Genomic DNA, 12,599 nt, shown 5'->3' on the forward strand with positions numbered 1-12,599 from the left:
CTCCCATGACTCTCGCCCTCGATCGCACCTCCACCGAAGCGCCCGGCGCCTTCAGCTCCGCCGTCCCCGAAACCCGTGCGCCGCAAGGGATCCCGGCCGTCGCCGGCGCGAGCCTGCGGGTGCCGCTGGTGACCGGCGGCGACATCGGCTACGCGAACCTCGACCACGCCGCGAGCGCGCCCTGCCTGCAAGCCGTGCGTGCGGCCGTGGACGAGTTCTTGCCCTGGTACGCGAGTGTCCACCGCGGCGCGGGCTTCGCGTCGCAGGTCTCGACGCGGCTGTACGAGCGCACTCGAGACATCCTTCGCCGTTTCGTCGACGCGCGCGCCGCTGACACCGTCGTGTTCACGCGCAACACCACGGATTCCTTCAACCTCCTGGCCCGCGCTGTGCCGCCGAACACCTCCGTGGTCGTGTTCGACACCGAGCACCACGCCGCGCTGCTGCCGTGGCGCGGCCGGAACGTCCGCCGGGTCGGCCTCCCGCGCACGCGGCTCGCGGCAGTGTCCGTTGTGGACGAAGCGCTCGCGGACTGCCCGCCGGGCCCGCGGCTGGTGGTGGTGACCGGGGCGTCCAATGTGACCGGTGAGCTGCTCCCGGTGGCCGAGATCGCCGCTGTGGCGAGGAAGCACGGCGCCCGCATCGCGCTCGACGCCGCGCAGCTCGCGCCGCACCGCCGGATCTCGCTGCGGGAGCTGGACGTGGACTACGTCGCTCTGTCCGGCCACAAGCTGTACGCGCCTTTCGGCGCCGGCGCGCTGATCGGTCGCGCGGACTGGCTGCGCGCTGCTCCGCCGTACCTCGCGGGCGGCGGCGCGACGAAGCTCGTCACCGAAGAAGCCGTGGTCTGGAATTCTGGCCCCGAGCGCCACGAAGCAGGCTCGCCGAACACCGTCGGCGTGTACGCGCTCGGCGTCGCGTGCGAGCAACTGGCCGCGCGGTGGGACGCCGTCGGCGAGCACGAAGCCGAACTGCTGGAGCGGCTGCGCAAGGGCCTGTCCGGTATCCCCGGCTGCGCCGAACTGCGGCTGTTCGACGCGGCCGTCGACCGCGTCGGCACGGTGAGCTTCGTCGTCGACGGCTTCGAACCCGGCTGGCTCGCCGCGGTCCTGTCGGCCGAGTACGGCATCGGTGTCCGCGACGGCGCCTTCTGCGCCCACGTCGCCACGAAGCGCCTGATCGGCGTCGCGGGCGGAGACGGGCAGCAGGCCGTGCGCGTCAGCCTCGGCCTCGGCAGCACGGCTGAGCACGTCGACCGCCTGGTGCTCGCCCTGCGTCAGATCGCCGCCCGCGGCGCACGCTGGCAGTACGCCAAAGTGGACGGCCGCTGGGCGCCGGTCGGGGACCCGCGCGAGCTGCCGCCGTTCTGCGCCTGAGCCTCCACTCCCGAGGCCCGGGGGAGGGCGGAGGGGGTTCGTGCTGATCGCCTCCACGGTGTTCGCGGAGGTGGCTCTGCTCTCGTCCGCTGACGTCGTGCGGCGGGGTTCACCGGGTTCGCGGGTCCGCGAAGAGGGGTCCGCGGCCTGCCGCCGGGACCACCTGAGCCCGTAACGTGGACAATGGGCGGGTGAGCACCGAGCCCTCCTCCTCCGAACCCGACCTCGCGCGGCCCGCTGAGCCGGCCGAGGCCGGAGATCCCGCCGAGGCCCCCACCCCGGCCCCGGCCGAGGCCGTGGCGCCGCCGGAGCCCGAGACCGGGCCGGCCGCCCCGCTGCCCAAGCGCCGGGTCGGGCTGGTGTTCGCCGCGGCCGTGCTGCTCTGGGCCATCGACCTGGTGACGAAGAACCTGGTGGCCGCGAACCTCGAGGGCAAGGAGCCGGTCCGGATCCTCGGCGGGCTGATCTACCTGCAGGTGATCCGCAACCCCGGCGCCGCGTTCTCCATGGCCACCGGCATGACCTGGGTACTGGCCCTGGTCGCGGCGGCCGTGGTGGTGGCGATCGTGTGGCTTTCGCGGCGGCTGCGCTCGGTCGGCTGGGCGATCGGCCTCGGACTGGTGCTCGCGGGCGCGCTCGGCAACCTGACCGACCGCGTCTTCCGCGCCCCCGGCCCGCTGCGCGGCCACGTCGTGGACTTCATCTCGGCCTTCGCCCCGAACGGCGAGGGCTTCGCCATCTTCAACATCGCCGACTCGGCCATCTGCTGCGGCGGGGCGCTGATCGTCCTGCTGTCGCTGCTCGGCAAGGACTACGACGGCACCTCGACCCGGACCAAGAAGGAGGAGGCCGCGTGAGCGCCCGGCTGCTGCCCGTTCCCGACGGGCTCGACGGCATGCGCGTCGACGCCGGGCTGGCCAAGCTGCTCGGCCTGTCGCGCACGGTCGTGGCCGAGCTCGCGGCGGCCGGTGACGTGCTGCTGGACGGCCGGCCCGCGGGCAAGTCCGACCGGCTCGCGGCCGGCGGGCTGCTGGAGGTGACCCTGCCCGAGCCGGCCAACCCGGTCGAGCTGGTGGCCGAGCCGGTGGCGGGCATGCGGATCCTGCACGACGACGAGGACATCGTGGTGATCTCGAAGCCGGTCGGCGTCGCCGTGCACCCGAGCCCGGGCTGGACCGGTCCGACGGTGGTCGGCGGCCTGGCGGCCGCGGGGCTGCGGATCTCGACCTCGGGCTCGGCCGAGCGCCAGGGCGTGGTGCACCGGCTCGACGCGGGCACCACGGGCGTGATGGTGGTGGCCAAGAGCGAGCACGCGTACACGGTGCTCAAGCGCGCGTTCAAGGAGCGGACGGTCGACAAGGGGTACCACGCCGTGGTCCAGGGCCACCCGGACCCGACCCGCGGCACCATCGACGCCCCGATCGACCGCCACCCCCGCCACGACTACAAGTTCGCCGTCGTGGCCGGCGGACGACCGAGCGTGACCCACTACGAGGTGGTGGAGGCGTTCCGCGCGGCGTCGCTGGCCCACGTCAAGCTGGAGACGGGCCGGACGCACCAGATCCGCGTGCACTTCTCCGCGCTGCGCCACCCGTGCGTCGGTGACCTGACCTACGGCGCGGACCCGGTGCTGGCGCGCAAGCTGGGCCTGACCCGCCAGTGGCTGCACGCCCGTACCCTGGGCTTCGCCCACCCGGCCGACGGCCGCTGGGTGGAGTTCGAGTCGGATTACCCGGACGACCTGGCCGATGCCCTGAAGCTGCTGCGCGACGAGAACTAACCCTCGACCGCCCAGGTCAGCGTGCGATCGTCCGGTTCGGGCCGTGGGCTCCAGCGGACCGAGACCACGCGGGTGGCGTCGGGCAGGAGGTAGACGGTGTGCCCGCCGAGCGTCTCGCCCGGCCGCACCCCGATCTTGTGCGGTGGCCGCGAGGTGAGCGAAACGGGCGCCTTGCCGATCGCCGCCCCGTCCTCGGTGACCAGTTCGAGGTAGTTGTCGGGCAGCGAAGCGAAACCGGCCGCCCCGCGATTGGTGATCTCGGTGTGCACCACCACGGCCCGCTCGCCCTCCTGCAGCCGGTACCCGGCCGCGCCGAACAGGTAGTCGGCCGGGTCCTGGACCTCGAGCAGCTGCACGGTGAGCTGCTCGCCCTCGAGCCCCTCGGTGGCCAGCACCTCGCCGACCCGCCCGTGCCGCCCCCCGGCCGGCCCGCTCCGCCGCGGTTCGTCACCGCGCGCCCAGGACGCGGTCTGCGGAACTCCCCAGGTGCTCACGAGGGGGTTGAACTGGCCCTGACCCGGGCTTGCGGGATCGGACGGCCCGCCTGGCCCGGCGTACGGTCCCGACCCGGGCGGGCCGGGGTGAGGACCGGAGATCGCGCCGGGCCGAGCCGGGGTCGCGCCAGGGTGGGGGCCGGAGACCGCGCCACCCCCGGACTGTCCACCGTGGACGGTGCCCGGCCACCCCAGCGGCGTCGAAAGGTACGGCTGAGACGCCACCGGCTGTGACTGATGCGCCTGAAGGTACTGCGGTGACGGCGGTTGCTGCGGCGGCGGCATCCGCCCGGCCGGAAAGGGCCCGGACGGAACCGAGCCGGGCGGCACCGACCCGGGTGGCATCGATCCGGGTGGAACCGATCCGCTCGTCGGCGCCCCGGGCATCGGCTGCTGCCCAGCCATCCGTCCCGACCCCGGCTGGTGCGGGCCGCCCTGGTTCCAGGACGTCTGCGGTGACTCGGCCCAGGACGGCGGTGCCGCCGAGATCGCGGCCCGCAGCCCGCCGGGGTCGCTCTCGACCCCGACCAGCAGCGGCAGCCCGCTCCCGGACAGCGACACCAGCCGGTACGCCACCTCCCGCGGATCCATGCCGACCTTGGCCGCCAGCTCGTGCACGGCCGTCTTGCCCAGTTCGGCCAGCGCGGCGAGCAGGCGAAGGTCCACAGGATCGGTCACGGCCACTTCCCGAACGCTACCGCCTCACCACCCCGGATCCCCTCCGAACCCGCCCGTGTCCCCGCCACCGCCACCCCCGCTGACCGGCTTCCCCCTTGCACCCGACTCCGCCGCGACGTCCTTGCCCGACCCCGGCCACCGTCAGTCCGTACACCCGCGACGATCCGGCTGGATCGCACCGCCCGCAAGCCGCGATCACCCCAGTTCGACCAGACCACGACCACCTCGTCGAACCCCGACCGTCCTGCCGAACCACCACCACCCTGCCCGAACCACGATCGCCTGACCGAATCACGACCACCTGGCCGAACAACGACGCCCCGCCGCATCACCCATCGCCCTGCTGGATCGCCATGGCCTGGCCGAACCACGACCGCCCGGCCGAATCACGACTGCCCCGCCGAATACCACCGCCCCGCCGAATACCACCGCCCGGCCGAATACCACCGCCGGCCGCGGTACCACCGCCCGGCCGCGGTACCGCCGCCCTGCTGGATCACCACCGCCCGGCCCAATCACGACCACTCCCGGCCGGACCGTGTCACCCCGTCCGGCCGAACACCCGCCTAGCCCCACTACCGCCCGCCCGGCGGACCACGACTTACTCAGCCGGACGATCACTCTCCGCAAACCCCCGCCGTCCACCCGCCCTCACCCCGGCCACGACCGCCGCCCATCGGTCCCGCCCCGCACGCGGAGTCACCAATGCGGCGCGAATCCGCCGTTCTCCCAGCGTGAACGGGACTCTCGTGCCGCACCGCCCCTCCCGGAGCCGATCTCCATTAGGGTCGGAAATGCACCTGCACCACCGAAGCTGGGGGTCCGATTCCCATGACCGTCGTCACCGATCTGGCCGACGAGTTCGTCGATGAGCTGTTCGCCGCCGAGCCGCTGACCGCCGCGTTGCTGGGCATCCGGCCCGACGCACCGGGGCTCGACGATCCGAGCGCCGAGGCCGAGGCCGCGCATCGAGAGCGGCTGTCCGCGTTGCTGGAGCGGGCGCGCGCGGTGGACGGCGAGGGGCTTTCCCGAGAAGACCGCGTGACGCGTGACGTGCTGGTCCGGTCCGTCGAGGGGCGGCTGGACCTGATCGACAGCCACTTCACCGAGTTCACCGTCAGCGACCTGTTCGTCGCGCCCGCGGCGGGGCTGCTGTCCTCGCTGCCCATGGTCTCCGTCAGCGCCGGCTCGTCGGCGGAGGCGCACCTCGGGCGGCTCGCCGGCGTGCCCGGCTATCTGCGCGCGGTCGCCGGGCGGCACCGCGCCGGGATCGCGGCCGGGCGGGTGCCGGTCGCGCGGCTGGTACGCGGCGCCATCGCCCACCTCGACCGCTACCTCGCCGAGCCGGCGGGCGACCCGCTGCTGCGCCAGCCCGCCCCCGACGACGGGTTCGCGGCCCGGCGAGACGAGCTGCTGCGCGACGTCGTTCGTCCGGCTTTCCAGGAATACCGCGACTTCCTCGAGGCCGAAGTCCTCCGGCACGGCCGCCCGGACAACCGGGCCGGCGTTTCCTGGCTGCCCGGCGGTGACGAGATCTACGCCCGCCTCGCCCGGCTGCACACCACGACCGCGCGCGGACCGCAGGAGCTGCACGACACCGGCCTCGAAGTGATCGCCGGCCAGGTCGAGCAGTACCGTGAGCTGGGCGCGCGCGTGTTCGGCACGCGGGAGCTGCCGGAGATCTTCGAGCGGCTGCGCACCGACCCGAAGCTGCGCTGGTCCAGCGCCGAAGAGCTGCTCGACACCGCTCGCTCGGCCATCACCCGCGCCGCCGGGGAGTCCCCGAAGTGGTTCGGCCGGGTCCCGGAGCAGCCGTGGACGGTCGAGGCCGTCCCGGAGGATTCCGCCCCCGGCGCACCGCCCGCCTACTACATGCTGCCCGCCGCCGACGGCTCCCGGCCCGGCACCTACTTCGCCAACACCCACGAGGCCACCGAGCGCTTCCGTCACACGGCCGAGGCCACGGCGTTCCACGAGGCCGTCCCGGGCCACCCCTTCCAGCTCAGCACCGCCCTCGGGCTGACCGACCTGCCGCTGCTGCGCCGCATCGGCGACTTCACCGCCTACACCGAGGGCTGGGGCCTCTACACCGAGCGCCTCGCCGACGAGATGGGTCTGTACTCCGACGACGTGTCGCTGCTCGGCCTGCTCACCCTGGAGTCGATGCGGGCCGGGCGGCTGGTGGTCGACACCGGTCTGCACGCGCTGGGCTGGAGCCGGCAGCAGGCCGTCGACTACCTGATCGAGAACACGCCGATGGCGCCCGTCGAGATCGAGGCCGAGGTCGACCGGTACATCGGCTACCCGGGCCAGGCGCTCGCCTACATGGTGGGGCGGCTGGAGATCCAGCGCGTCCGCGCCGCGGCCGAGGCCCGCCTCGGGAGCCGCTTCGACGTGCGCGCTTTCCACGACGTGGTGCTTTCCGGCGGTGCGCTCCCGCTTTCGGTGCTGGAAGCGGTCGTCTCGGAATGGGTGGCCGGACACGGTGACACCGTCAACGGGCTGGCCGAGGAGCTCCTGGAGCTGGAATTCGAACGCGATCCGCTGGAGCGTTCGGTCTACGGCCTGCCCGGTGCGCACGACAAGCTCGGCGACCCCAGCCTCGCCGCGACACAGCGGTACCGCACCGCGTACGAGGGCATCGCCGCGCGCGCCGAGGCGGTCGACCGCTCCGGACTGGACCGGACCGAGGTCGTCACGCGTGACGTGGTGATCACGCGCGCCCGGGGCGTGGTCGACTCGCTCGACTCGCGCCTGTCCGGCTTCGCGGTGAGCGACGGCTTCAGCTCTCCTGCGCTGTACCTGCTGATGATCATGTCCGAGCTGAGGCCGGACGACGAGCAGAAGGCCCGCGGCCACCTCGCCCGCCTCGGTGCGATCGGCGAGTACCTCGACTCGCTGATCGAGGCCCAGCGCGCCACCATGGCCGAGGGCCTGGTGCCGGCGGACTTCCTGGTGCGCATCGGGATCGGCTACGTCGACCGTTACCTCACCGCCGAGACCGATCCGCTCCGGGTCACGCCCACGACCGAGATCGAAGGCTTCGCCGAAGAGCTCGACCGCCTGCTCGCCGAGGTGGTGCGCCCCGCCTTCGCGCGCTATCGGGCGTTCCTCGCCGACGAGGTGTCGCCGCTGGCCAAGCCGGAGACCGAGCCGGGCCTCGTGCACCTGCCCGGCGGCCGGGAGAAGTACCAGGGCCTGATCCGCGCGGAGACCACCACCGGCCGCACCGCACAAGACCTGCACGACACCGGGTTGCGGCTCGCCGAGGGGCTCGCCGCCGAGTACCGCGAGCTGGGGGCCAAGGTGTTCGGCACGACCGAACTACCGGAGATCTTCGAGCGGCTGAGGTCGGACCCGGAGCTTCGCTGGCGCGACGCCGAGGAACTGCTCGAGGGTGCCCGGTCGGCGATTGCCCGGGCGGAAACCGCGGCCCCGCAATGGTTTTCCCGGGTCCCGGAGGCCCGGTGCGTGGTGGCCGCGGTGCCCGAGGCCGAAGCGGCGAGCGGCACCATCGCCTACTACCTGCCGCCTTCGTTCGACGGGTCGCGCCCCGGCACCTACTACGCCAACACCCACGAGGCGGGCTCGCGGCCCCGGTTCACCAGCGAGGCCATCGCGTTCCACGAAGCCGTGCCGGGCCACCACTTCCAGCTCTCCTTCGCGCAGGAGCTGACCGGGCTGCCGATGCTGCGGCGGATCGTGCCGTTCACCGCGTACCTGGAGGGCTGGGGCCTCTACGCCGAGCGGCTGGCCGACGAGATGGGCCTCTACCTCGACGACATCACCCGCCTGGGGATGCTCACCCAGGACTCGATGCGGGCCGGGCGGCTGGTGGTCGACACCGGCCTGCACGCGCTGGGCTGGAGCCGGCAGCAGGCCATCGACTACCTCCTCGGGAGCACGCCGATGGCGAAGCTCGAGATCGAGGCCGAAGTGGACCGCTACGTGGCGAACCCCGGTCAGGCGCTGGGCTACATGGTGGGCCGGCTGGAGATCCAGCGGGTGCGGGCCGAAGCCGAGCGGGCGCTGGGCGCGGACTTCGACATCCGCGAGTTCCACGACGTGGTGCTGGGCAACGGGGCCCTCCCGCTGTCTACTTTGGACGATCTGGTGACGGCGTGGGTCTCGGCCCGCGCCGGCCGTTAGGAAGGGATCCGCGGTGACTTGGCTCGACCTCGCCGAAGACAGCCCGTTCGGCCTGGACAACCTGCCCTACGGGGTGTTCTCACGCGGGGGAGAGCCCGCCCGGCGCGTCGGCGTCGCGGTGGGGGAGCACGTGCTCGACCTGCCTGCGGCGGCCGAGGAGGCCGCGGCGCCGTTCGCCGGGCTGCTCGGAAGCGGGGTGCTGAACCCGTTGCTGGCGGCCGGTCCCGCGACCTGGCGCGAGGTGCGCGCGCAGGTCCGGGAGTGGCTGACCGAGCCGCGCTACGCCGACCAGATCGGGGCGCACCTGGTGCCGCTCGCGGAGATCACGAACCACCTGCCGTTCGAGGTCGCCGACTACGTCGACTTCTATTCGAGCGAGCAGCACGCGATCAACGCCGGCCGGATCCTCGGCGGCGAGGACGCCCGGCTGCCGCGGAACTGGAAGAGCGTGCCGATCGGCTACCACGGCCGGGCCGGCACCGTGGTGGTCTCCGGCACGCCCGTGGTCCGGCCGAGCGGGCAGCGGTGGTGGGACCGGGCCGCCGGGCCCTCGTTCGGGCCGTCGGAGCGGCTCGACGTCGAGGCGGAGGTCGGCTTCGTCGTCGGCACCGGTTCGGCGATGGGCACGCCCGTGCCGGTCGGGGACTTCGCCGAGCACGTGTTCGGCGTGTGCCTGGTGAACGACTGGTCCGCGCGCGACCTGCAGATCTGGGAGTCCCAGCCGCTGGGGCCGTTCCTGGGCAAGTCGTTCGCCACCTCGGTGTCGCCGTGGATCGTGCCGCTCGACGCGCTGGAGCACGCCCGTGTGCCGCAGCCGCCGCAGGACCCGGAGCCGTTCGCGTACCTGAGGGGGGCCGAGCCGTGGGGGCTGGACCTGGCCTTGGAGGTGCGGCTCAACGGGCACCTGGTGGCCAGTCCGCCGTTCGCCACGCAGTACTGGACGGCGGCCCAGCAACTGGCGCACCTGACCGTGAACGGTGCGAGCCTGCGCACCGGCGACCTCTACGCGTCGGGCACCGTCACCGGGCCGGAGCGGCACCAGCGAGGTTCGCTGCTCGAGCTGAGCTGGGGCGGGCGGGAGCCGTTCGAGCTGGCCGGGGGCGAGACGAGGACGTTCCTGGAGGACGGCGACGAGGTCGTGATCAGCGCGAGCGCACCCGGCTCGGGCGGGCGCCGGATCGGCTTCGGCGACGTGCGCGGGCGGGTGGTGCCGCACTGATTTCCCGCACCGATGTCCCGCCCTGAGTCCCGGCAGGCTGCCCGGAACCCGGCCGAGGCCGCGCCGGACCGTGGGGATGGGGGTGGGGGCGGATCGAGGAGGTGGACCGGGGTCGTCGGCAGCGGGCGGGCCGGGCGTCCGCCCTCGCGTTCCGGCGGGTGGACGGTGCGGCGCCGGGCCGTTGCACGGGACGAGCGGGTGGGGAGGGCCGTTCCCGTGGTAGACATGAGCGGGCGCTTAGCCGGTGGAACCCCTGTGTGGAATGAGGCGAGGATGCGGATCGGGACGGGACTCAACTACTCGGGCGGCTTCGCCGAGAGCGTCGCGGATGTCGTGGCGCTGGAGAAGGCCGGGCTGGACATCGCGTTCGTGCCCGAGGCCTACAGCTTCGACGCGGTCAGCCAGCTCGGCTTCCTGGCCGCGAAGACCGAGCGGGTCGAGCTGGCGTCCGGGATCTTCCAGATCTACACCCGCACGCCGAGCCTCACCGCGATGACCGCGGCCGGGCTGGACTTCGTCTCCGGCGGGCGGTTCACGCTCGGGCTCGGCGCGTCCGGGCCGCAGGTGATCGAGGGCTTCCACGGGGTTAAGTACGACGCACCGCTCGGCCGCACCCGGGAGATCATCGACATCTGCCGCCAGGTGTGGCGCCGCGAGCGCGTGGTCCACGACGGCAAGCACTACCAGATCCCGCTGCCCGCGGACCAGGGCACCGGTCTGGGCAAGCCGCTGAAGCTGATCAACCACCCGGTGCGCGAGCGCATCCCGATCCTGCTCGCCTCGCTCGGCCCCAAGAACGTGGCCCTCACCGCCGAGCTGGCCGAGGGCTGGGAGCCGATCTTCTTCCACCCCGAGAAGGCCGCCGACGTCTGGGGTGCGTCGCTCGCCGAGGGCAAGGCCAAGCGTGACCCGTCGCTGGGCGAGCTGGACGTGTACGCGGCCCCGGCGCTGGCCATCGGCGACGACGTGGACCACCTGCTGGAGCAGGTGCGCCCGCTGGTCGCGCTGTACGTCGGCGGCATGGGCGCGCGCGGCAAGAACTTCTACAACGACCTGGCCGTGCGCTACGGCTACGAGGCCGAGGCCAAGCAGATCCAGGACCTCTACCTCGACGGCAAGAAGGACGAGGCCGCCGCGGCGGTGCCGATGGAACTGCTGCGCGCCATCTCGCTGGTCGGCCCGGCCGGCTACGTGAAGGAGCGGCTGGCCGCGTTCGCCGAGGCCGGGGTGACCACGCTGAACGTCAGCCCGTTGCAGCCGGGCCGGGAGGCCCGGGTCGCCGTGGTCTCGAAGCTGAAGGACCTCATCGGCTGAGTGAGTGGCCGGTCACCCGGCCGCGGAACCGGCGAAAGGGCGGAGATCGGTGCGATCTCCGCCCTTTTGTGTTCTCCGTCACGCCCAAACGTGGCTGTTGTGCTGGTCAACCGCCTACAGGGGTTATTCTTCCGTACTCGGCCGATTGGCTGAACCGTAAAAAAAGGCACTGTTCCTGGGCGGGAAAAGAGCAATTGCGCCGCAATTACCCGCGTTGCGGGTGTAGGAAAGAGAGCTGGAACCGGAACGGAAGCGAGGTAGGGCGGACTGTGCACAGCATCACGGTGCCCGCGGTCGGCGTGCTGGACGTGGGCTCGTTCAGCGCGCGTCTGGTCGTGGTCGAAGAGGGCGGCACTCCGCTGGAGCCGGCGCTGAGCCACCAGACGCGCCTGCGCCTCGACCGTGAGCTGGACGAGGAAGGCCGCCTGAGCCCCCGGGGGATCGACACGATCTCCGCCGCGGTGGGGGCCGCCGCGGCGACCGCGGCCCGCCACGGGGTCACCGACGTGTTCCCGCTGGCCACCTCCTCGATCCGCGACGCCGCCAACGTGCGCGAGGTGGTCCGCCGGGTCGCCCGCGACACCGGCGTCGAACTGCAGTTCCTGTCCGGCCGCCGGGAAGCCGAGCTGGCCTACGTCGGCGCACGACGCTGGTACGGCGCGTCCAGCGGCCCGCTGCTGGTGCTGGACATCGGCGGGGGCACCGTGGAGCTGGCGGCGGGCCACGGCGGGCACGCCGACTTCGCGCGCTCGCTGCCGCTGGGCGCCCGCTCGGTCACGCGCGACTGGCTTTCGGCCGAGCCGCCGGTGCGTTCGAAGATGGTGCGGGCTCTGCGTGAGCACGTGCTGGAGCAGGTGAAGACCGCGCTGGGCGACGTCGCGGACGAGATCGCCGACCACCGCGTGGTCGGCTGTTCGAAGGTGCTGCGGCAGCTGGCGCGGCTGGCCGGCGACCGCCCGGGCCAGGCCCGCGAGCTGTACCTGGACGATCTGCGCGCGTGGATCCCGAGGCTGGCCGCGATGCCTTCGGCGCGGCTCTCGAAACTGCCCGGCATCACCCGACGGCGGGCCGAGCAGGCGCTGGGCGGCGCGATCGTGGCCGAGGCGCTGGTGACCGTGGCGGGCGGGCCGGTGAGCATCTGCCCGTGGTCGACGCGTGACGGGCTGCTGCTCACCCTGCTGGACCAGCTCACCCTGGACGGCCCCGGGAAGTCCCAGCGGCACCGGGCTGCGCGGGAGAAGCGCGGGCACGGGAAGGGCTCGCCGGAGAAGACGCGGGAGAAGAGCCAGTCGCGTCCGGCCGCGTGAGCACCCTGGTGCCGCGCTGGAAAAGCGGGTATGCCGGAGGTATGAGCCCCCGTAGCGAGCTGTTCCCGCGCGACCACCCGGACGACGGGGAAGACGACCTCGGCGCCCGCCCCGGGCGGCCGCGCCTGCCCGATCCGCAGCAACTGCGCGCAGACGTGCCCTCGATGCCCGGCACGGACCTCACCCCGGCCTCGACCGAGGAGATCGACAGCCCACCCGGCACCGGGAAGCCCCACCCCGCCTGACCCCGTCGGTACCGAACGGGGCCCTCCACCTGCGGCG

9 protein-coding genes are annotated in these 12,599 nt (G+C 73.1%); 8 read left to right on the plus strand and 1 reads right to left on the minus strand.

Going from position 1 to position 12,599, the window contains the following annotated elements:
- Positions 1–5: 5 nt before the first annotated feature.
- The 3 genes from NYF13_RS28750 to NYF13_RS28760 all read left to right on the plus strand — a co-directional run bounded on the left by NYF13_RS28750 (position 6) and on the right by NYF13_RS28760 (position 3,156).
- Positions 6–1,376 (plus strand): aminotransferase class V-fold PLP-dependent enzyme, encoded by a 1,371-nt coding sequence (locus NYF13_RS28750; protein ID WP_315661020.1) that lies wholly within the window; start codon positions 6–8, stop codon positions 1,374–1,376.
- A 296-nt stretch (positions 1,377–1,672) separates the two neighbouring features.
- The gene (lspA, locus tag NYF13_RS28755) at positions 1,673–2,233 is read left to right on the plus strand and encodes a signal peptidase II (RefSeq protein WP_396287757.1); all 561 of its coding nucleotides are present in this window, start codon (positions 1,673–1,675) and stop codon (positions 2,231–2,233) included.
- On the plus strand, positions 2,230–3,156 hold the full coding sequence (locus NYF13_RS28760; RefSeq protein ID WP_315661022.1) for an RluA family pseudouridine synthase: 927 nt from the start codon (positions 2,230–2,232) through the stop codon (positions 3,154–3,156). The genes lspA and NYF13_RS28760 overlap by 4 nt, the downstream gene beginning before the upstream one ends.
- Here the strand turns inward: NYF13_RS28760 and NYF13_RS28765 are convergent.
- Complete coding sequence (locus NYF13_RS28765) at positions 3,153–4,334, minus strand: AsnC family transcriptional regulator (RefSeq protein WP_315661023.1); 1,182 nt, start codon at positions 4,332–4,334, stop codon at positions 3,153–3,155. The genes NYF13_RS28760 and NYF13_RS28765 overlap by 4 nt on opposite strands.
- Positions 4,335–5,159: 825 nt before the next feature.
- On the opposite strand from NYF13_RS28765, the gene NYF13_RS28770 reads away from it, so the two are divergent.
- The 5 genes from NYF13_RS28770 to NYF13_RS28790 all read left to right on the plus strand — a co-directional run bounded on the left by NYF13_RS28770 (position 5,160) and on the right by NYF13_RS28790 (position 12,562).
- Positions 5,160–8,477 (plus strand): DUF885 domain-containing protein, encoded by a 3,318-nt coding sequence (locus tag NYF13_RS28770; RefSeq protein WP_315661024.1) that lies wholly within the window; start codon positions 5,160–5,162, stop codon positions 8,475–8,477.
- Between the two features lie 13 nt (positions 8,478–8,490).
- Entirely contained in the window at positions 8,491–9,696 is a 1,206-nt protein-coding gene (fahA, locus tag NYF13_RS28775) for a fumarylacetoacetase (protein WP_315661025.1), read from the plus strand.
- A 273-nt stretch (positions 9,697–9,969) separates the two neighbouring features.
- The gene (locus NYF13_RS28780; RefSeq protein WP_315661026.1) at positions 9,970–11,010 is read left to right on the plus strand and encodes an LLM class F420-dependent oxidoreductase; all 1,041 of its coding nucleotides are present in this window, start codon (positions 9,970–9,972) and stop codon (positions 11,008–11,010) included.
- Positions 11,011–11,279: 269 nt separating this feature from the next.
- Positions 11,280–12,317 carry an exopolyphosphatase gene (locus NYF13_RS28785; protein ID WP_315661027.1) on the plus strand — a complete coding sequence of 346 codons (1,038 nt, stop codon included), beginning with the start codon at positions 11,280–11,282 and terminating at the stop codon, positions 12,315–12,317.
- Positions 12,318–12,358: 41 nt separating this feature from the next.
- Positions 12,359–12,562 (plus strand): hypothetical protein, encoded by a 204-nt coding sequence (locus NYF13_RS28790; RefSeq protein WP_315661028.1) that lies wholly within the window; start codon positions 12,359–12,361, stop codon positions 12,560–12,562.
- Positions 12,563–12,599: the final 37 nt, after the last annotated feature.

Source organism: Amycolatopsis sp. PS_44_ISF1, from assembly GCF_032335455.1.
Lineage (GTDB): Bacteria > Actinomycetota > Actinomycetes > Mycobacteriales > Pseudonocardiaceae > Amycolatopsis.

Coding starts and splice junctions, on each gene's coding strand:
- NYF13_RS28750 (WP_315661020.1), top strand. CDS start 6: ATGACTCTCGCCCTCGATCGCACCTCCACCGAAGCGCCCGGCGCCTTC.
- NYF13_RS28790 (WP_315661028.1), top strand. CDS start 12,359: ATGAGCCCCCGTAGCGAGCTGTTCCCGCGCGACCACCCGGACGACGGG.
- NYF13_RS28770 (WP_315661024.1), top strand. CDS start 5,160: ATGACCGTCGTCACCGATCTGGCCGACGAGTTCGTCGATGAGCTGTTC.
- NYF13_RS28780 (WP_315661026.1), top strand. CDS start 9,970: ATGCGGATCGGGACGGGACTCAACTACTCGGGCGGCTTCGCCGAGAGC.